Raw genomic sequence first — 15,617 nt, 5'->3', positions numbered from 1 at the left:
CATGGGTAAGCCCTCCGCCCCCCGTGCGCTGCCCGAGAACGAGGCCAAGGCGGTGGCGCGCAACCTGCGCGTCTCCCCGCAGAAGCTGAACCTTCTCGCCCAGCTCATCCGCGGCAAGAAGGTCTCGACCGCGCTCGCCGACCTCGAGTTCTCGCGCAAGCGGATCTCGACCGATGTGCGCAAGTGCCTGCAGAGCGCGATCGCCAATGCCGAGAACAACCATGATCTCGACGTCGACGATCTCGTCGTGTCCCAGGCTTTCGTCGGCAAGGCGCTGGTCATGAAGCGCTTCCATGCCCGCGCCCGCGGCCGTGGCGCCCGCATCATGAAGCCCTTCGCCAACATCACGATCGTGGTGCGCGAAGTTCAGGCGGCGAAGGCCTGAGGAGAGAACGATGGGTCAGAAAATCAATCCGATCGGCCTTCGTCTCGGCATCAACCGGACCTGGGATTCGCGCTGGTTCGCCAACAAGGGCGAGTACGGCAAGCTGCTCCATGAGGACATGGCCATCCGCGCCGCCCTGATGAAGCTGCTGAAGCAGGCCGCCGTCTCGAAGATCATCATCGAGCGTCCGCACAAGAAGTGCCGCGTCACCATCCATTCGGCTCGTCCGGGCGTGGTGATCGGCAAGAAGGGCGCCGACATCGAGAAGCTGCGCAAGACGGTCGCGAAGCTGACGAACGCCGACGTGACGATCAACATCGTCGAGGTGCGTAAGCCCGAGATCGACGCGACCCTGGTCGCCGACTCGATCGCTCAGCAGCTCGAGCGCCGCGTCGCCTTCCGTCGCGCCATGAAGCGCGCCGTACAGTCGGCGATGCGTCTCGGCGCCGAGGGCATCCGCATCAACTGCTCGGGCCGTCTGGGCGGCGCGGAAATCGCGCGCCTCGAATGGTACCGTGAGGGCCGCGTGCCGCTGCATACGCTGCGCGCCGACGTCGATTACGGCGTCGCCACCGCCTTCACGACCTATGGCACGTGCGGGATCAAGGTCTGGATCTTCAAGGGCGAGATCCTCGAACACGACCCGATGGCCCAGGACAAGCGCCTCTCGGACGAGGGCGGCCGCTCCGGTGGTGAGCGCCGCGAACGTCGCGAGCAGGCTGCGTAAGGCTGATCGAGAAGAGCCATGCTGCAACCAAAGCGCACTAAGTTCCGTAAGCAGTTCAAGGGACGCATTTCCGGCGTCGCCAAGGGCGGTACGGACCTCAACTTCGGCCAGTTCGGCCTGAAGGCCCAGGAGCCGGAGCGCGTCACGGCCCGCCAGATCGAGGCGGCCCGTCGTGCCATCACCCGCGCCATGAAGCGCGCGGGCCGAGTCTGGATCCGGATCTTCCCGGACGTGCCGGTCTCGAAGAAGCCGACCGAAGTCCGCATGGGTAAGGGCAAGGGTTCGCCCGAGTTCTGGGCGGCCAAGGTCAAGCCGGGCCGGATCATGTTCGAGCTCGACGGCGTGCCGGAGGACATCGCCCGCGAGGCGCTGCGTCTCGGCGCCGCCAAGCTGCCGATCAAGACCCGCTTCATCCAGCGCATCGCCGAGTAAGGAGGGCGAGATGAAATCGACTCAACGCCTGTCCGATCTCAAAGTGATGAGCACGGACCAGCTCCAGGACGAGCTTCTCAAGCTCAAGAAGGAGCAGTTCAACCTGCGTTTCCAGCGCGCCACCGGCCAGCTCGAGAACACCGCTCGGGTCACCCAGGTGCGCAAGGAGATCGCCCGCATCAAGACACTGCAGCGGTCGAAGACCGCGGCAGTGAGCGCCTGAGGAGTAGGGGACCATGCCGAAGCGCGTGCTGCAGGGCGTCGTCGTCAGCGACAAGCAAAACAAAACAGTTGTGGTCAAGGTCGAGCGGCGTTATACGCACCCGCTCCTCAAGAAGACGGTGCGCCGTTCGAAGAACTATCACGCCCATGACGAGGCGGGGTCGTTCAAGGTCGGTGACTCGGTCTGGATCGAGGAGTCGAAGCCCATTTCCAAGCTGAAAAGCTGGGTTGTGCTCGACAACGCTCCCAAGGCGTAAGTCGAATCATTGAGGCCAGGGGGCGATCGACCCCCGTCAGTCGTAGTCCGGGCTTAGGCACTCCGCCTTTGTCCGGAAACCGCGCTGATATGGAATGGAAGGATCAAGGCCATGATCCAGGTGCAGACGAATCTCGAGGTCGCCGACAATTCCGGCGCCCGCCGCGTGATGTGCATCAAGGTTCTCGGCGGCTCGAAGCGGCGCTATGCCCGCATCGGCGACATCATTGTGGTTTCGATCAAGGAAGCCATCCCGCGCGGCCGCGTGAAGAAGGGCGACGTCATGAAGGCGATCGTCGTTCGTACGGCCAAGGACATCAAGCGTCCCGATGGTTCGGTGATCCGCTTCGACCGCAATGCGGCCGTGCTGATCAACAACCAGAAGGAGCCGGTGGGCACCCGTATCTTCGGACCGGTTCCGCGCGAGCTGCGCGCCAAGAACCACATGAAGATCATTTCGCTCGCTCCTGAGGTGCTGTGATGGCTGCGAAGATCAAGAAGGGCGACAAGGTCGTCGTGCTCGCCGGCCGCGACAAGGGCAAGAACGGCGAAGTGCTCCAGGTCCTGCCGAAGGACGCCCGCGCCGTCGTGCGCGGCGTGAACCTGGTCAAGAAGCACACCAAGGCGACCGCCCAGTCCGAGGGCGGCATCATCAGCAAGGAGGCCACGATCGACCTGTCGAACCTGGCCGTCGCCGATCCGAAGGACGGCAAGCCGACCCGCGTCGGCTTCAAGGTGCTCGATGACGGCCGCAAGGTCCGTTTCGCCAAGCGTTCGGGAGATCTGATCGATGGCTGAGGCTCAGCAGGCGGCTCTCTCGCCGCGTTTGAAGAAGCATTACGAGGACGTCGTCCGTCCCGCGATGATCAAGGAATTCGGCTACAAGAACGTCATGGAAGTGCCGACCCTCGAGAAGGTCGTCATCAACATGGGCGTTGGCGAAGCGACTGCCGACCGCAAGAAGGTCGACAACGCCGCCGGCGACCTCGCCATGATCGCTGGCCAGAAGCCGGTCATCACCAAGTCCCGCCTCGCCATCGCCGGCTTCAAGCTGCGCGAGAACATGGCGGTGGGCTGCAAGGTCACGCTGCGCAAGACCAGGATGTTCGAGTTCGTCGACCGGCTCGTGACCATCGCTCTTCCGCGGGTGCGCGACTTCCGTGGTCTCAACCCGAAGTCGTTCGACGGGCGCGGCAATTTCGCGCTCGGGATCAAGGAGCACATCGTGTTCCCCGAGATCAACTACGACAAGGTCGACCAGGTCTGGGGCATGGACGTGATCGTCTGCACGACTGCGAAGTCGGATGACGAGGCCCGCGCCCTGCTCAAGCACTTCAACTTCCCGTTCCGGCAGTGAGCCTTCGGGCTCATACGCGGAAACCAGGAGATATCGATGGCTAAGAAGAGCTCCGTCGAGAAGAACAACCACCGCAAGGCGCTCGTGAAGAAGTTCGCGGGCCGCCGGGCGCGCCTTCTCGCGATCGCCAATGACGAGAACCAGTCGATGGACGAGCGTTTCCTCGCTCGCCTGAAGCTGGCCGAACTGCCGCGCAATTCCGCCGGCATCCGCGTGCGCAACCGTTGCGAAGTCACCGGCCGCCCGCGCGCGTTCTATCGCAAGCTGAAAATGTCGCGCGTTGCTCTGCGCGAGCTCGGCAACAAGGGGCTGGTTCCCGGCCTCGTCAAGTCGAGCTGGTGAGGAGGTAGCATCATGGCGATCATCGATCCGCTTGGCGATATGCTGACCCGCATCCGCAATGCGCAGATGCGGCGCAAGTCGCGCGTCACGACCCCGGGCTCGAAGCTGCGCGCCCGCGTCCTCGACGTGCTGCAGTCGGAAGGCTACATCCGCGGCTATTCGACCACCGAGTTCGGCAACGGCCGCACCGAGTTCGACATCGAGCTGAAGTACCACGAGGGACAGCCGGTCATCCGGTCGATCTCGCGGGTGTCGAAGCCCGGCCGTCGCGTCTACTCCTCGGTCGAGACCATGCCGCGCGTGGCCGACGGCCTCGGCGTCACCATCGTCTCCACGCCCCGCGGCGTGATGTCCGATCACCTTGCCCGCGAGCAGAACGTGGGCGGCGAAGTGCTCTGCAAGGTCTTCTGACCTTTCACGCACAGCTGCTCATCAGGAGAGATCCAATGTCTCGTATCGGTAAGAAGCCCGTCTCGGTCCCCGCTGGCGTCACCGCCAACGTCTCGGGCCAGCTGGTCAAGGTCAAGGGCGCGAAGGGCGAACTGTCCTTCGTGGTTCCCGAGGAGGTCTCGGTCGCCCTGGAGAACGGCGCCATCGCCGTCCAGCCGCGCTCGCAGACCAAGCGCGCCCGCGCGCTCTGGGGCACCTCGCGCGCCCGCATCAACAACCTGGTCGTCGGCACGACGGCCGGATTCGAGAAGAAGCTCGAGATCAACGGCGTCGGCTACAAGGCCGCTGTCGCCGGCAAGGTCCTGAAGCTCTCGCTCGGCTACAGCCACGACATCGACTATGAAATCCCGGCCGGGGTGACGATCACGACGCCGAAGCCGACGGAAATCGTCGTCGTCGGCATCGACAAGCAGGTCGTCGGCCAGACCGCCGCCGAGATCCGCGACTATCGCGGTCCCGAGCCCTACAAGGGCAAGGGCGTCAAGTACGCCGGCGAATTCATCTTCCGCAAGGAAGGCAAGAAGAAGTAAGGACCGGAGCCATGAGCAAGCAGACAGTTGCGACTGCGCGCCGCAAGGCCCGCGTCCGCCGCGCGATCAAGGCAGTGGCCAATGGCCGCGCCCGCCTGTCGGTGCACCGCACCGGCAAGCAGATCTACGCGCAGGTCATCGACGACACGAAGGGGCTGACGCTCGCTTCGGCCTCGTCGCTCGACAAGGATATCCGCGCCGACATCAAGTCGGGCGCGAATGTCGAGGCCGCGGCGCAGATCGGCAAGATCCTTGCCGAGCGCGCCATCAAGGCCGGCGTCAAGGAGGTCGTGTTCGACCGTGGCGCCTATATGTACCATGGCCGCGTCAAGGCGCTGGCCGAGGCCGCTCGCGAAGGCGGGCTGAGCTTCTGATTGGTTGAACACCGCGGGATGCGGGAGGCCCAAAAGGCTTCCCGCATGTCGCATTTGGGAAGTCGCTCCATTCCGGAGCGCTCGAGCGAGCGGCGGGCCAGGATCGGCACCGTCCGCGCAAGTAAGAGGAAGACATGGCGAGAGAACCTCGTGATCGCGATCGCGAAGAGCGCGATTCGGAATTCGTGGACCGGCTGGTCCACATCAACCGCGTCGCCAAGGTGGTGAAGGGCGGCCGTCGCTTTGGCTTTGCCGCCCTCGTCGTCGTCGGCGACCAGAAGGGCCGCGTCGGCTTCGGCCACGGCAAGGCCCGTGAAGTTCCCGAGGCGATCCGCAAGGCGACGGAAGCCGCCAAGCGCGGCCTCGTCCGCATCCCGCTGCGCGAAGGCCGCACGCTGCATCACGACGTCCAGGGCCGTCACGGCGCCGGCAAGGTCGTGCTCCGCGCTGCCCCGGCCGGTACCGGCATCATCGCCGGCGGCCCGATGCGCGCCGTCTTCGAGGCGGTCGGCATGCAGGACGTGGTCTCGAAGTCGCTCGGCTCCTCGAACCCCTACAACCTCGTGCGCGCCACCTTCGATGCGCTGAAGAACGAGGATTCGCCGCGCAGCGTCGCTGCGCGTCGCTCGCTCAAGGTTTCGGCCCTGCAGACCCGCCGCCGCGATGCCGGCGCGGATGCCGGCGCGGACGCGTGAGGAGGGTTCGATGGCAAAGGCTGAGAAGACCTTCACCGTCGAGCAGATCGGTTCGCCGATCCGCCGCGACGCCTCGCAGCGCCAGACCCTGATCGGTCTCGGCCTGAACAAGATCCGCCGCCAATCGACCCTGCAGGACACGCCGGCTGCGCGTGGCATGGTCGAGAAGGTCAAGCACCTCGTCCGCGTTGCCGACGCGAAGTGAGGAGGGGCGAACCATGAAACTCACTGACATTCGTGACAACGAAGGCGCGAGCAAGTCGCGTATTCGCGTCGGCCGCGGCATCGGCTCCGGCAAGGGCAAGACCGGCGGGCGTGGCGTCAAGGGCCAGAAGGCTCGCGCCGGCGTGGCGGTCAAGGGCTTCGAAGGCGGCCAGATGCCGCTCTATCGGCGCCTGCCGAAGCGCGGCTTCCACAACCTGTTCGCCCGCGAGCTGAACGAGGTCAATCTCGGCCGCATCCAGCAGGCTGTCGAAGCCGGCAAGCTGGACGGCACCGTCACCATCGAGTCGCTGGTCGCTGCCGGCGTGATCTCGAAGGCGGCGCGCGACGGCGTCAAGATCCTCGGCGTCGGCGAGCTCAAGGCGAAGCTCGCCTTCGAGGTGGCTGGTGCGTCGAAGTCGGCCGTCGAGGCGATCGAGAAGGCTGGCGGCACGGTCAAAATCCTGGCGGCCGCCGCTTCACAGGCGTGACCGGAGCAGGATGCGAAAAAGTGGGAACCGGTTTTTCGCATGAATCCTGCTCCAACTTTTTGATGAGAGACGGATTCAGCTTCCAGATGACTGCACTGCGTGCAGCCATCTGGAAGCATCCGGCTCTTGCGCTTACATGACTAACGCGAGCGGCGGCCGGGCCCGAAGCCTTGGCCGCCGTTCGACTGTCTAGACCAGAATTCTACACCCAAGGACCGGACGCATGGCATCGGCGGCTGAACAGCTTGCGGCAAACCTGAACTTCGGCGCGCTGGCCAAGGCCGACGAGTTGAAGAAGCGGATCTGGTTCACGCTGGGGGCGCTGATCGTCTATCGGCTCGGCACCTATATCCCGCTGCCCGGCATGAACCCGGATGCGGTCGCCGACCTGTTCAAGCAGACCCAGTCGGGCGTGCTCGGCCTGTTCAACATGTTCTCCGGCGGCGCCGTCGGCCGGCTTGCGATCTTCGCGCTGGCGATCATGCCGTACATCTCGGCCTCGATCATCATCCAGCTGCTCTCCAGCGTCGTCCCGACCTTCGAGGCGCTGAAGAAGGAAGGCGAGGCGGGTCGCAAGATCCTCAACCAGTACACGCGCTATCTGACGCTGGTGCTGGCACTGTTCCAGGCCTGGGGCATCGGCGTGGGTCTTCAAGGCTCGGGCAATCTCGTGCTGGAGCCGGGGCCGTTCTTCCTGATCTCGACCACGATCACGCTGGTCGGCGGCACCATGTTCCTGCTCTGGCTCGGCGAGCAGATCACCAGCCGCGGCATCGGCAACGGCACCTCGATGATCATCTTCGCCGGCATCATCGCCGAGTTCCCGGCGCAGCTGGCCCAGACGCTCGAGCTCGGCCGCCAGGGCGCGATCTCGACCGGCCTCCTGCTGCTGGTGCTGGTCATGGCGGTCTGCGTCATCGCCTTCGTCGTCTTCGTCGAGCGCGCCCAGCGCCGCCTGCTGATCAACTATCCGAAGCGCCAGGTCGGCAACCGCATGTATGAGGGCCAGACCTCGTTCCTGCCGCTGAAGCTCAACACCGCCGGCGTGATCCCGCCGATCTTCGCCTCGTCGCTGCTGCTGCTGCCGACCACGATCGCCAGCTTCAGCCAAGCCTCGGGCGGGACGGGCATCCTGTCGACGCTCGCGACCTATCTGGCGCATGGCCGGCCGCTGTTCATGATCCTCTATGCGGCGCTGATCATCTTCTTCTGCTTCTTCTACACCGCGATCGTGTTCAATCCGGTCGAGACGGCGGACAACCTCAAGAAGCATGGCGGCTTCATGCCCGGCATCCGTCCCGGCGAGCGCACCGCCGAGCATATCGACCGGGTGCTGACCCGCATCACCGTGCTCGGCGCCGCCTATTTGACTATCGTCTGCTTGATCCCCGAGTTCATGATCACCTATGCCCAGATTCCGATCATCCTGCTCGGCGGCACCTCGCTGCTGATCGTGGTGACGACGACGATGGACACGGTGGCTCAGGTCCATGGTCATTTGCTGGCCCATCAGTATGAGGGGCTGGTCAAGAAGGCGAAGTTGAGGGGGGCAAGGCGCTGATGAGGCTGATTTTCCTGGGGCCGCCGGGGGCGGGCAAAGGCACTCAGGCGACGCGGATCGTCGCGAAGCACGGCATTCCGCAGCTCTCGACCGGCGACATGCTGCGCGCCGCGGTGGCGGCCGGCACCCCGGTCGGTCTCAAGGCGAAGGCGGTGATGGATGCCGGCGGGCTGGTCTCGGACGAGATCGTCATCGGCATCGTCGCCGACCGCATCGAGGAAGCCGATGCGAAGAAGGGCTTCATCCTCGACGGTTTCCCGCGCACGCTGGCGCAGGCCGAGGCGCTCGACTCGATGCTGGCCGGCAAGGGGCTGAAGCTCGACAAGGTGCTCGAGCTCCGGGTCGACCAGAGCAAGCTCGTCGACCGGATCGTGCGCCGCGCGGAGGAGGCCAAGGCCGCCGGCCAGCCGGTGCGCAAGGACGACGATCCGGAGGTCTTCAAGACCCGGCTCGAGGCCTATAACCGCGACACCGCGATCGTCGCGCCCTATTACGAGAAGCGCGGCCAGCTGACGCCGATCGACGGCATGCAGCCGATCGACGATGTCTCCTCGGCGATCGAGCAGGCGCTGGCGGGCTGATCACCAGCCCGATTGGAAATTCAGAGGCCGCGCGGTTCTCGCCGCGCGGTTTTTTCTTGGCGAAGGAGCCGAGCCCATGGCCGATGGCGATGACGACTATGTCTACGACGAGGCGACCGGCGAGTGGCGCCCGGCCTCGGAACTGGCAGCCGCGGCGGCGCAGAAGCTCAAGGTCCGCGACGCCTCCGGCAACATCCTGGCCGATGGCGACGCGGTGACGCTGATCAAGGACCTCAAGGTCAAGGGCGCCGGCCAGACCCTGAAGCAGGGCACGGTGATCCGCTCGATCCGGCTGACCGACAATCCCGAGGAGATCGACTGCCGCCACGAGAGCATCAAGGGGCTGGTGCTGCGCACGGAGTTCGTACGCAAGCGGTGAGGGGGCAGAGCTCAGGCCAGCCAGTTCTCGACCTTGAGCCCGTCGACGCGGGCGAATTCGTCAGTGTTCGCCGTGACCATGACGCACCCGAGCGCCAGAGCCTGCGCGGCAATGAGCATGTCGTTGCCGCCGATCGGCTGGCCCCTGGCTTCGAGGGCTGTGCGCAGATCGGCATAGGCACGCGAGGCGGCCTCGTCGAACGGAATCGTCGCGATCTCAAAAAGCAGAGCTTCGACGGTTGCCGACAGGCGCGCCGAGCCGGCTTTCCTGCAGCCATAGCGCAATTCAGCTGCGACGATCACGCTCGTCAGGATTTGACGGTCGCCGATCTCCGCGATGCGTTTCGCAGCACGGCCCTGCGGCTGGCGCACCAGATCGGAGATGATGTTGGTGTCGAGCAGATAGCGCGTCAAAGGTCGCGTTCCGGCGCCGGTGGGGGATCGACGATCTCCGGGAAGGCCTCGTCGAGCGGTTCCAGGCTGGCGAGGAGGGCGGACAGACCCCGTTTGGCCAAAGGCTCGATGACGAGACGGTCGCCATCGCGGCGCATCAGGGCTTCATCCCCGGGAAGCTCGAACTCGACAGGGATGCGAACAGCCTGATTGCGACCATTGCGAAACAGCCTGACGTGTCGAATCTCGTTCATTCGCGTCACTCCGGCTGTTGGCATATGTCGGAGCATATGCCTCGACGATACCGATCGCAAGGCTTGGGCCCGGGGGATGGCTCAGCCCAATGTGCCCGTGCGCATTTGCGCCAGCGCAGGCGCGATTTCGCGCGCCGCGGTTGCAATTGACACATCTTCTCCCGCCGACTGAACTCCGCTGAGGCCGGTAGCGGCCAAGACATGGCGGCGGCAGCCTTAGGCCGGTGGCATCAGCCATCGCCGGCTGGCCGACCGACCGGCAAACGGGAGGACAGCATGAAACGGGTTGCTTGCCTTGTGGCGGCTGCGCTGCTGGCGACTGCGGCGACCGCGCGGGCGCAGGACGCGGTCAAGATCGGCATCCTCAACGACCAATCGGGCAATTATGCCGAGTTCGGCGGTCTCGGCTCGGTCGAGGCGGCCAAGCTCGCGATCGAGGATTTCGGCGGCTCGGTGCTGGGCAAGCCGATCGAGATCGTCTCGGGCGACCACCAAAACAAGCCGGATGTCGCCGCGGGCCTGGCGCGGCGCTGGTACGATGTCGACGGCGTCACCGCGATTGCCGACCTGACGAATTCGGCGGTCGCGCTGGCGGTCGCCGGCATTGCCAAGGAGAAGCAGAAGGTCACGCTCTATAACGGGCCGGCGACGACGCGCCTCTTCAACGAGGACTGCAGCGCCACCGGTTTCATGTGGACCTTCGACACCGCGACCTCGGCCAAGGGCACGGCGCTGTCGATCCTGCGCGAGGGCGGCGACAGCTGGTACATCATCGCCGCCGACTATGCCTTCGGCCATCAGCTCACCGCCGATATCGAGACGATCGTCGCGGCCAACAAGGGCAAGACGCTGGGCACGGTGCGCGCGCCGCTGTCGACGCCGGACTTCTCCTCCTTCCTGCTGCAGGCGCAGGCCTCCAAGGCCAAGATCGTCGCCTTCGCCAATGCCGGCACCGACACGATCAACTCGATCAAGCAGGCCGGCGAGTTCGGCCTCGTCGATGGCGGCCAGAAGCTCGCAGCGATGGTGGTGGTGCTGAGCGACGTGCACGGGCTCGGCCTCGACAAGGCCAAGGGGCTCATCACCACCACCGCCTACTACCATGACGCCGACAAGCCGAGCCGAGATTGGGCAGACCGCTATATGGCGCGGACCAAGAAGATGCCGGGCATGATCCAGGCCAGCGTCTATTCCTCGGTGCTGCACTATCTCAAGGCGGTGAAGGCGGCAGGCACGGCGGCGGGCCCGGCAGTCGCGGCCAAGATGAAGGAGCTGCCGGTCGACGACTTTTATGCGCCCGGCGCCAAGATCCGCGAGGACGGAAGGCTGCTGAACGACATGCTGCTGGTCGAGGCCAAGGCTCCCGCCGAATCGAAGGCGCCCTGGGACTATTTCAAGGTGGTCCGCAAGATCCCGGCGGCGGAAATCATCGCGCCGCTTTCGGAGAGCAAGTGCCCGCTGGTGAAGAAATAGAGGGCATTCTGCGCGCAGAGAGATAAAGGGAAGGGCGGCTTTGCCGGCCTTGGCATGTTTCTTGGGTGCAATGGGTTGACTCGTTGCACCCGACCCTTTAAGGAGCCGCCATCCGGTTTCATATGAGCGATGCCGATGCCTTCGGGAGAAGGGACGGCGTCGCATTTGCGTATGGACCAAGTTCAACGCTCCGCAAGGGCCGGCCTCCACCGGACGCGGAGTTATCGTCATTGCCGTGGCGCCTGGCGCTGCGGCCGCATGGAGAGGTGAAGAACATGGCTCGTATCGCGGGCGTCAACATTCCGACCGGCAAGCGCGTCGTCATCGGTCTGCAGTACATTCACGGCATCGGCGCCCACAAGGCCCAGGAGATCTGCGACAAGGTCGGCATCGCCGCCGAGCGCCGGGTCAACCAGCTGACCGACGCCGAGGTCCTGCAGATCCGCGAGACGATCGACCGCGACTATCTCGTCGAGGGCGATCTGCGCCGCGAAGTCTCGATGAACATCAAGCGCCTGATGGACCTCGGCTGCTATCGCGGCCTGCGCCATCGCCGCTCGCTGCCGGTGCGCGGCCAGCGCACCCACACCAACGCCCGCACCCGCAAGGGCAAGGCGAAGCCGATCGCCGGCAAGAAGAAGTGAGTTTCGCCGGGCCGGGCGACCGGCTCGCTATCTTGTTTTGCGTCGCCTGACCCGCTCGCGGGCAGGCGATATCCCCAGCGCCTGGCATCACGGGCGCGCCTGAAGGATGAAAGAAAGAGACTATGGCCAAGGAAGCCCAACGCGTCCGCCGTCGCGAACGCAAGAACATCGTTTCCGGCGTCGCGCATGTGAACGCCTCGTTCAACAACACCATGATCACCATCACCGACGCGCAGGGCAACACGATCTCGTGGTCGTCCGCCGGCACGATGGGTTTCAAGGGTTCGCGCAAGTCGACCCCCTATGCCGCCCAGGTCGCGGCTGAGGACGCGGCTCGCAAGGCTGCCGAGCACGGCATGCGCACCCTCGAGGTCGAGGTCACCGGTCCGGGTTCGGGCCGCGAGTCGGCGCTGCGCGCGCTGCAGGCCGCCGGCTTCACCGTCACCTCGATCCGCGACGTGACGCCGATCCCGCACAATGGCTGCCGGCCGCGCAAGCGCCGCCGCGTCTAAAGCCAGCGCCGGATCGAAGCGGCGCCCGCAGGGGCGGGCGCCGGTACGGGGCGGCCCGCCGCCGCCATTATTGAAGCACCAGGAGTGCGGTCGTGATCAGCAAGAACTGGCAGGATCTGTCCAAGCCGAACAAGCTCGAAGTCAAGGTCGGAGACGACCCGAAGCGTCTGGCCACCGTGATCGCGCGTCCGCTCGAGCGCGGCTTCGGCATGACGCTCGGCAACGCGCTGCGTCGCGTGCTGCTCTCCTCGCTCCAGGGCGCTGCCGTCACCGCCGTCCAGATCGACGGCGTGCTGCATGAGTTCTCGTCGATTCCGGGCGTGCGCGAGGACGTCACCGACATCGTCCTGAACATCAAGGCGATCGCCATCAAGATGCAGGGTGAGGGTCCCAAGCGCATGACCCTGCGCAAGACCGGCCCTGGCGCCGTCACCGCCGGCGACATCAACACCATCGGCGACGTCTCGATCCTCAACCCCGAACTCGTGCTCTGCACGCTCGACGACGGGGCCGAGATCCGCATGGAGTTCACGGTCAACACCGGCAAGGGCTATGTCCCCTCCGAGCAGAACCGTCCCGAGGACGCGCCGATCGGCCTGATCCCGGTCGACAGCCTGTACTCGCCGGTCAAGAAGGTCTCCTATCGCGTCGAGAACACCCGCGAGGGTCAGAACCTCGACCGCGACATGCTGACCATGCAGATCGAGACCAACGGCTCGGTCAGCCCCGAGGACGCGCTGGCGCTGGCCGCCCGCATCCTGCAGGACCAGCTCGCCGTCTTCATCACCTTCGAAGAGCCGCGCAAGGAAGAGGCCGTCTCGACCGCGCCGCAGCTGCCGTTCAACCCGGCCCTGCTCAAGAAGGTCGACGAGCTCGAACTGTCGGTCCGTTCGGCGAACTGCCTGAAGAACGACAACATCGTCTATATCGGCGACCTCATCCAGAAGTCGGAAGGCGAGATGCTGCGCACCCCGAACTTCGGCCGCAAGTCGCTGAACGAGATCAAGGAAGTGCTCGCCACCATGGGCCTCCATCTCGGCATGGACGTGCAGGGCTGGCCGCCGGAGAACATCGAAGAGCTGGCGAAGCGCTTCGAAGAGCACTACTGAGACCCTGGCGCGGGACATCTCCCGCGCCATCCCCCGCCCGGCGTGACATCACTCCGGAGCATAAAGGACGGCCGTTCCGTGGCACGGCGGCCGTAAGCAACGAAGGAGCCAAACATGCGTCACGGTTTCCGCGGTCGTCGTTTCAACCGCACTGCCGAGCATCGCCAGGCGATGTTCGCCAACATGGCCCAGGCCCTGATCAAGCACGAGCAGATCACCACCACGCTGCCGAAGGCCAAGGACCTGCGTCCGGTCGTCGAGAAGCTGGTGACCCTCGGCAAGCGCGGCGACCTGCACGCCCGCCGCCAGGCGATCGCGCAGATCAAGGACGTCGCTTTGGTCGGCAAGCTCTTCGCGGTCCTCGGCCCGCGCTACAAGGAGCGCAATGGCGGCTATCTGCGCATCATGAAGGCGGGCTTCCGCTTCGGCGACAACGCGCCGCTCGCCGTGATCGAGTTCGTCGATCGCGACGTCGACGCCAAGGGCCAGGATTCCGGTCCGGTCTTCACGGCCGATGACGAGCAGGCGGCCTGAGTTTTTCAAGGCATCCAAGCTTACGAAAGGGCGGTCTTCGGGCCGCCCTTTTTCGTTGCCTGTGCAGATCAGAAGCGAGAGGCGATTGCTGCGCGAGATTGTTGCGCCCGCTCGCGCTTTTCCCTGCGTCAGGGGGGTGCTAGCGTCTGCCCGAACCGGGCAGGGCGGTGCAACGCCGCTTTGGAAACAGGCCCGGCGTCGAGGGAGATATTCGCATGAAGCGCGCTGCTCTGGCCATGCTCGCCGCCATCGCCGTCCTGCCGGTGCAGGCCCAGGACAAGTATCCGTCGAAGCCGATCAACATGCTGGTGCCGTTCGCGGCCGGCGGCTCCTCCGACGTGATCGCCCGGCTCGTCGGCGAGGAGATGGCCCAGGTGCTCGGCCAGCGCATCGTGATGGAGAACATGGGCGGGGCCGGCGGCGCGACCGCGCTGACGCGGGCGGCAAGGGCCGAGCCGGACGGCTACACCATCGTGATCGGCAACAGCGGCACCAACGCCGCCTCCTACACGATCTATAACGATCTCAAATACACGCCCGCCGATTTCGTGCCGATCGGCCTCGTCGCCAAGACCTCGCCGATGATCGCGCTGAAGCTCGGCTTCCCGGCCAAGGACCTCAACGAGTTCCTCGCCTATGCCAAGGCGAACCCGGGCAAGATCAGCCTCGGCCATGCCGGCGTCGGCTCGTCGAACTATCTGATCTGCCGCAACTTCCTGAAGGCGTCGGGCCTCGACGTGGCGCTGGTGAGCTATCGCGGCGCTGGGCCGGCGCTGAACGACCTGATGGGCGGGCAGATCGACGGCGTCTGCGATGCGGCGACCTCGCTGTCCGGCGCGGTCCAGGGCAACAAGGTCAAGGCGCTGGTGGTGGCGACGCCGCAACGCCTGCCGAGCCTGCCGGACGTGCCGACATCGACCGAAGCAGGATTGCCGGCCTTCCAGGCGCAGGGCTGGAACGCGATCTTCGCGCCGAAGGGCACGCCGCAACCGGTGATCGACAAGCTCAATCAGGCGCTGCGCACCGCGCTTTCCAGCGAGAAGCTGCATGCGCGCTTCAAGGAGCTCTCCTCGGTGCTGCCCGAGAAGGAGGAGATGTCGCCGGAGTTCGTCGCCAAGATGGTCCCGGCCGAGATCGAGAAGTACAAGGTGCTGCTTAGCGACGGCAAATAGGCCTCAGCCCTTCGCGTTGGCGAGTTCGCCGGCGAGATCGAGCAGCACGTCCAGCGGCTGCTCGAAAATCTCGGTGTCTGGCGAGACGCCATAGAGCCCGAAGATGAACTCCGTCGTCTCGTCGCGCTCGGCGAAGGCCATCGCCCAGCCGGCGAACTGCCGCTGCTCGACGACGTCCTGTGCCAGCAGGCGCAGCTCGTCATGGCGCGGATCGACCATGATCCGGCCATAGGTTTCCGCGATAGCACCGGCCTCGCCTTCGAGGATCTGGGCGAATCCGCCCGGCGTCGCCATCAGGAAACCCGTGACATGCCTCTCGGCATTGAGCCGCCGCGCCGTCTCGAGAATGCGCGCGAGCTCCACACGTCGATCTACCTCGACGAGTCGGCTGCGGCTGGCATAAACAAGGCGAACGAGGCTCACGTCATTGGTCCTTTCGGGAGCAGGGTGGGGTGTCTCGCGACCCGGAACAGGAACGCGCAGCGCGTGTTCTCGACAGTGTCCGGGATGCTGCCGCGGGGGTATGGTTCAGATACTGAACTTC

The 15,617-nt window shown here is 65.4% G+C and carries 27 protein-coding genes; 24 read left to right on the top strand and 3 right to left on the bottom strand.

Annotated features, from left to right (window positions below; genetic code table 11):
* Position 1: 1 nt before the first annotated feature.
* From rplV to BMZ69_RS19215, 18 genes are all read left to right on the top strand, one after another.
* Positions 2-385 (top strand): 50S ribosomal protein L22, encoded by a 384-nt coding sequence (gene rplV / locus BMZ69_RS19300; RefSeq protein ID WP_091842262.1) that lies wholly within the window; start codon positions 2-4, stop codon positions 383-385.
* 10 nt (positions 386-395) lie between these two features.
* Positions 396-1,112, top strand: a complete 717-nt coding sequence (gene rpsC, locus BMZ69_RS19295) for a 30S ribosomal protein S3 (RefSeq protein ID WP_092159609.1) — start codon at positions 396-398, stop codon at positions 1,110-1,112.
* An 18-nt stretch (positions 1,113-1,130) separates the two neighbouring features.
* Positions 1,131-1,544, top strand: a complete 414-nt coding sequence (rplP, locus tag BMZ69_RS19290; RefSeq protein ID WP_057193262.1) for a 50S ribosomal protein L16 — start codon at positions 1,131-1,133, stop codon at positions 1,542-1,544.
* A gap of 10 nt (positions 1,545-1,554) precedes the next feature.
* Positions 1,555-1,767, top strand: coding sequence for a 50S ribosomal protein L29 (rpmC, locus tag BMZ69_RS19285; protein ID WP_092159607.1), 213 nt, complete (start codon positions 1,555-1,557; stop codon positions 1,765-1,767).
* A 13-nt stretch (positions 1,768-1,780) separates the two neighbouring features.
* Positions 1,781-2,023, top strand: coding sequence for a 30S ribosomal protein S17 (gene rpsQ, locus BMZ69_RS19280; protein WP_091842255.1), 243 nt, complete (start codon positions 1,781-1,783; stop codon positions 2,021-2,023).
* 111 nt (positions 2,024-2,134) lie between these two features.
* Positions 2,135-2,503, top strand: a complete 369-nt coding sequence (gene rplN / locus BMZ69_RS19275; protein WP_057193256.1) for a 50S ribosomal protein L14 — start codon at positions 2,135-2,137, stop codon at positions 2,501-2,503.
* Positions 2,503-2,820, top strand: a complete 318-nt coding sequence (gene rplX, locus BMZ69_RS19270; RefSeq protein WP_057193254.1) for a 50S ribosomal protein L24 — start codon at positions 2,503-2,505, stop codon at positions 2,818-2,820. Before rplN ends, rplX begins: the two co-directional genes overlap by 1 nt.
* On the top strand, positions 2,813-3,379 hold the full coding sequence (gene rplE, locus BMZ69_RS19265; protein ID WP_092159605.1) for a 50S ribosomal protein L5: 567 nt from the start codon (positions 2,813-2,815) through the stop codon (positions 3,377-3,379). Before rplX ends, rplE begins: the two co-directional genes overlap by 8 nt.
* A gap of 36 nt (positions 3,380-3,415) precedes the next feature.
* The gene (gene rpsN, locus BMZ69_RS19260; protein ID WP_092159603.1) at positions 3,416-3,721 is read left to right on the top strand and encodes a 30S ribosomal protein S14; all 306 of its coding nucleotides are present in this window, start codon (positions 3,416-3,418) and stop codon (positions 3,719-3,721) included.
* A 12-nt stretch (positions 3,722-3,733) separates the two neighbouring features.
* A complete protein-coding gene (gene rpsH, locus BMZ69_RS19255; protein ID WP_092159601.1) occupies positions 3,734-4,132 on the top strand; it encodes a 30S ribosomal protein S8 in 399 nt (132 codons plus the stop codon).
* A gap of 35 nt (positions 4,133-4,167) precedes the next feature.
* Positions 4,168-4,701 carry a 50S ribosomal protein L6 gene (gene rplF / locus BMZ69_RS19250; protein ID WP_092159599.1) on the top strand — a complete coding sequence of 178 codons (534 nt, stop codon included), beginning with the start codon at positions 4,168-4,170 and terminating at the stop codon, positions 4,699-4,701.
* Between the two features lie 11 nt (positions 4,702-4,712).
* Positions 4,713-5,075: a 50S ribosomal protein L18 gene (gene rplR, locus BMZ69_RS19245; protein WP_092159598.1), complete on the top strand. Its 363-nt coding sequence runs from the start codon at positions 4,713-4,715 to the stop codon at positions 5,073-5,075.
* A 134-nt stretch (positions 5,076-5,209) separates the two neighbouring features.
* The gene (gene rpsE, locus BMZ69_RS19240; RefSeq protein ID WP_092159597.1) at positions 5,210-5,770 is read left to right on the top strand and encodes a 30S ribosomal protein S5; all 561 of its coding nucleotides are present in this window, start codon (positions 5,210-5,212) and stop codon (positions 5,768-5,770) included.
* 10 nt (positions 5,771-5,780) lie between these two features.
* Positions 5,781-5,975 (top strand): 50S ribosomal protein L30, encoded by a 195-nt coding sequence (gene rpmD, locus BMZ69_RS19235; RefSeq protein ID WP_092159754.1) that lies wholly within the window; start codon positions 5,781-5,783, stop codon positions 5,973-5,975.
* 13 nt (positions 5,976-5,988) lie between these two features.
* A complete protein-coding gene (gene rplO, locus BMZ69_RS19230) occupies positions 5,989-6,462 on the top strand; it encodes a 50S ribosomal protein L15 (protein WP_092159595.1) in 474 nt (157 codons plus the stop codon).
* Positions 6,463-6,685: 223 nt separating this feature from the next.
* Positions 6,686-8,023, top strand: a complete 1,338-nt coding sequence (gene secY, locus BMZ69_RS19225) for a preprotein translocase subunit SecY (protein WP_092159593.1) — start codon at positions 6,686-6,688, stop codon at positions 8,021-8,023.
* Positions 8,023-8,604, top strand: a complete 582-nt coding sequence (locus BMZ69_RS19220; RefSeq protein ID WP_092159592.1) for an adenylate kinase — start codon at positions 8,023-8,025, stop codon at positions 8,602-8,604. The genes secY and BMZ69_RS19220 overlap by 1 nt, the downstream gene beginning before the upstream one ends.
* Before the next feature lie 76 nt (positions 8,605-8,680).
* The gene (locus BMZ69_RS19215; protein WP_092159590.1) at positions 8,681-8,983 is read left to right on the top strand and encodes an alkylphosphonate utilization protein; all 303 of its coding nucleotides are present in this window, start codon (positions 8,681-8,683) and stop codon (positions 8,981-8,983) included.
* Positions 8,984-8,994: 11 nt separating this feature from the next.
* On the opposite strand, the gene BMZ69_RS19210 is transcribed toward BMZ69_RS19215, so the two are convergent.
* Both BMZ69_RS19210 and BMZ69_RS19205 read right to left on the bottom strand, forming a co-directional pair.
* Positions 8,995-9,396: a type II toxin-antitoxin system VapC family toxin gene (locus BMZ69_RS19210; protein WP_092159588.1), complete on the bottom strand. Its 402-nt coding sequence runs from the start codon at positions 9,394-9,396 to the stop codon at positions 8,995-8,997.
* Positions 9,393-9,629, bottom strand: a complete 237-nt coding sequence (locus BMZ69_RS19205; protein WP_092159586.1) for an antitoxin — start codon at positions 9,627-9,629, stop codon at positions 9,393-9,395. The genes BMZ69_RS19210 and BMZ69_RS19205 overlap by 4 nt, the downstream gene beginning before the upstream one ends.
* 276 nt (positions 9,630-9,905) lie before the next feature.
* Between BMZ69_RS19205 and BMZ69_RS19200 the strand changes: the two genes are divergently transcribed.
* The 6 genes from BMZ69_RS19200 to BMZ69_RS19175 all read left to right on the top strand — a co-directional run bounded on the left by BMZ69_RS19200 (position 9,906) and on the right by BMZ69_RS19175 (position 15,073).
* Positions 9,906-11,102: an ABC transporter substrate-binding protein gene (locus tag BMZ69_RS19200; RefSeq protein ID WP_092159585.1), complete on the top strand. Its 1,197-nt coding sequence runs from the start codon at positions 9,906-9,908 to the stop codon at positions 11,100-11,102.
* Positions 11,103-11,377: 275 nt separating this feature from the next.
* Entirely contained in the window at positions 11,378-11,746 is a 369-nt protein-coding gene (rpsM, locus tag BMZ69_RS19195) for a 30S ribosomal protein S13 (protein ID WP_092159584.1), read from the top strand.
* A gap of 122 nt (positions 11,747-11,868) precedes the next feature.
* On the top strand, positions 11,869-12,258 hold the full coding sequence (gene rpsK / locus BMZ69_RS19190) for a 30S ribosomal protein S11 (protein WP_043237079.1): 390 nt from the start codon (positions 11,869-11,871) through the stop codon (positions 12,256-12,258).
* A gap of 92 nt (positions 12,259-12,350) precedes the next feature.
* Complete coding sequence (locus BMZ69_RS19185; protein ID WP_091842218.1) at positions 12,351-13,367, top strand: DNA-directed RNA polymerase subunit alpha; 1,017 nt, start codon at positions 12,351-12,353, stop codon at positions 13,365-13,367.
* A 114-nt stretch (positions 13,368-13,481) separates the two neighbouring features.
* Entirely contained in the window at positions 13,482-13,901 is a 420-nt protein-coding gene (gene rplQ / locus BMZ69_RS19180) for a 50S ribosomal protein L17 (protein ID WP_092159583.1), read from the top strand.
* A 215-nt stretch (positions 13,902-14,116) separates the two neighbouring features.
* On the top strand, positions 14,117-15,073 hold the full coding sequence (locus BMZ69_RS19175; RefSeq protein WP_092159582.1) for a tripartite tricarboxylate transporter substrate-binding protein: 957 nt from the start codon (positions 14,117-14,119) through the stop codon (positions 15,071-15,073).
* Positions 15,074-15,076: 3 nt separating this feature from the next.
* Here the strand turns inward: BMZ69_RS19175 and BMZ69_RS19170 are convergent, their stop codons facing one another.
* Entirely contained in the window at positions 15,077-15,496 is a 420-nt protein-coding gene (locus tag BMZ69_RS19170; protein WP_175506877.1) for a BLUF domain-containing protein, read from the bottom strand.
* Between the last annotated feature and the right edge of the window lie 121 nt (positions 15,497-15,617).

The organism is Allobosea sp. CRIB-10, assembly GCF_900112185.1.
Classification (GTDB): Bacteria; Pseudomonadota; Alphaproteobacteria; order Rhizobiales; family Beijerinckiaceae; genus Allobosea.
Note: the sequence above shows the minus strand (reverse complement) of the source record. Positions and strands in the feature narration are given on the sequence as shown.

Excerpts from the sequence above, each read along its gene's own strand:
- rplV (WP_091842262.1), top strand. The coding sequence starts at position 2 with ATGGGTAAGCCCTCCGCCCCCCGTGCGCTGCCCGAGAACGAGGCCAAG.
- rpsC (WP_092159609.1), top strand. The coding sequence starts at position 396 with ATGGGTCAGAAAATCAATCCGATCGGCCTTCGTCTCGGCATCAACCGG.
- rplP (WP_057193262.1), top strand. The coding sequence starts at position 1,131 with ATGCTGCAACCAAAGCGCACTAAGTTCCGTAAGCAGTTCAAGGGACGC.
- rpmC (WP_092159607.1), top strand. The coding sequence starts at position 1,555 with ATGAAATCGACTCAACGCCTGTCCGATCTCAAAGTGATGAGCACGGAC.
- rpsQ (WP_091842255.1), top strand. The coding sequence starts at position 1,781 with ATGCCGAAGCGCGTGCTGCAGGGCGTCGTCGTCAGCGACAAGCAAAAC.
- rplN (WP_057193256.1), top strand. The coding sequence starts at position 2,135 with ATGATCCAGGTGCAGACGAATCTCGAGGTCGCCGACAATTCCGGCGCC.
- rplX (WP_057193254.1), top strand. The coding sequence starts at position 2,503 with ATGGCTGCGAAGATCAAGAAGGGCGACAAGGTCGTCGTGCTCGCCGGC.
- rplE (WP_092159605.1), top strand. The coding sequence starts at position 2,813 with ATGGCTGAGGCTCAGCAGGCGGCTCTCTCGCCGCGTTTGAAGAAGCAT.
- rpsN (WP_092159603.1), top strand. The coding sequence starts at position 3,416 with ATGGCTAAGAAGAGCTCCGTCGAGAAGAACAACCACCGCAAGGCGCTC.
- rpsH (WP_092159601.1), top strand. The coding sequence starts at position 3,734 with ATGGCGATCATCGATCCGCTTGGCGATATGCTGACCCGCATCCGCAAT.
- rplF (WP_092159599.1), top strand. The coding sequence starts at position 4,168 with ATGTCTCGTATCGGTAAGAAGCCCGTCTCGGTCCCCGCTGGCGTCACC.
- rplR (WP_092159598.1), top strand. The coding sequence starts at position 4,713 with ATGAGCAAGCAGACAGTTGCGACTGCGCGCCGCAAGGCCCGCGTCCGC.
- rpsE (WP_092159597.1), top strand. The coding sequence starts at position 5,210 with ATGGCGAGAGAACCTCGTGATCGCGATCGCGAAGAGCGCGATTCGGAA.
- rpmD (WP_092159754.1), top strand. The coding sequence starts at position 5,781 with ATGGCAAAGGCTGAGAAGACCTTCACCGTCGAGCAGATCGGTTCGCCG.
- rplO (WP_092159595.1), top strand. The coding sequence starts at position 5,989 with ATGAAACTCACTGACATTCGTGACAACGAAGGCGCGAGCAAGTCGCGT.
- secY (WP_092159593.1), top strand. The coding sequence starts at position 6,686 with ATGGCATCGGCGGCTGAACAGCTTGCGGCAAACCTGAACTTCGGCGCG.
- BMZ69_RS19220 (WP_092159592.1), top strand. The coding sequence starts at position 8,023 with ATGAGGCTGATTTTCCTGGGGCCGCCGGGGGCGGGCAAAGGCACTCAG.
- BMZ69_RS19215 (WP_092159590.1), top strand. The coding sequence starts at position 8,681 with ATGGCCGATGGCGATGACGACTATGTCTACGACGAGGCGACCGGCGAG.
- BMZ69_RS19205 (WP_092159586.1), bottom strand. The coding sequence starts at position 9,629 with ATGAACGAGATTCGACACGTCAGGCTGTTTCGCAATGGTCGCAATCAG.
- BMZ69_RS19200 (WP_092159585.1), top strand. The coding sequence starts at position 9,906 with ATGAAACGGGTTGCTTGCCTTGTGGCGGCTGCGCTGCTGGCGACTGCG.
- rpsM (WP_092159584.1), top strand. The coding sequence starts at position 11,378 with ATGGCTCGTATCGCGGGCGTCAACATTCCGACCGGCAAGCGCGTCGTC.
- rpsK (WP_043237079.1), top strand. The coding sequence starts at position 11,869 with ATGGCCAAGGAAGCCCAACGCGTCCGCCGTCGCGAACGCAAGAACATC.
- rplQ (WP_092159583.1), top strand. The coding sequence starts at position 13,482 with ATGCGTCACGGTTTCCGCGGTCGTCGTTTCAACCGCACTGCCGAGCAT.
- BMZ69_RS19175 (WP_092159582.1), top strand. The coding sequence starts at position 14,117 with ATGAAGCGCGCTGCTCTGGCCATGCTCGCCGCCATCGCCGTCCTGCCG.